1 protein-coding gene and 1 pseudogene are annotated in these 675 nt (G+C 62.8%); both read left to right on the forward strand.

The window, feature by feature from the left end; all coding sequences use genetic code 11:
* Window positions 1-18: 18 nt before the first annotated feature.
* Entirely contained in the window at window positions 19-300 is a 282-nt protein-coding gene (locus EOD15_RS35145) for a transcriptional regulator (RefSeq protein ID WP_013531420.1), read from the forward strand.
* 182 nt (window positions 301-482) lie between these two features.
* A pseudogene (locus EOD15_RS35150) lies at window positions 483-675 on the forward strand (gfo/Idh/MocA family oxidoreductase); the annotation flags it as partial.

The following is a 675-nucleotide window of genomic DNA, read 5'->3' on the forward strand; positions in this document are numbered from 1 at the left end:
GCCAAGAGGAATCGGCCCGTGAACGACAATGAAGAACGCCCGGTCACCATCATCACCGGCCGGGTGTGGAAGAAAAAAGGCGGCAAACCGGAAGGCGTCCACGTCATGCTGGTCGCGCCCGACGACGATTCGGCGGTGCGCCGGGCACTCGAATCGCTTGCCGCCGAAGGGTACGCCGAGGCCGAGCTCGACCAGATCGGCGACATGGACGGCATCCCCGACGAAGAGCCGCATATCTCAGCCTTCCAGGGCGCGCTCGAAGGCGAAGTGTCGATCGTCACCTTCGACGTGCCGATCTGAACCCGAACCCGGTCCAGCTTTCGAATCGACTGCCGAGACGAATCGGCGACCGAGGCCTTCCCAGCCGACAAAATGTGCACTGCCGCCTCAAGGAAGGCCGAGCTAGGCTTCTCGGCTTCGGCTTGCCCGGGGCAAGTGTTCTGGTAAGAAACCATCACCATCATCAAACAGACGGAGCGGCCGTGTCCCAGCCCATCAAGATAGGCATCGTCGGCGTCGGCAAGATCGTCCGCGACCAGCATCTGCCGGCCCTGGCGAAAGACCAGGACTATCGCCTCATCGCGGCTGCCAGCCGTCACGGCAAGGTGGATGACATCCCGAATTTCCCTGATATCGAAGCCATGCTCGACGCGGTGCCCGAGCTCGAGGCCGTGT

It is taken from the genome of Mesorhizobium sp. M7A.T.Ca.US.000.02.2.1, assembly GCF_003996995.1.
Lineage (GTDB): Bacteria > Pseudomonadota > Alphaproteobacteria > Rhizobiales > Rhizobiaceae > Mesorhizobium.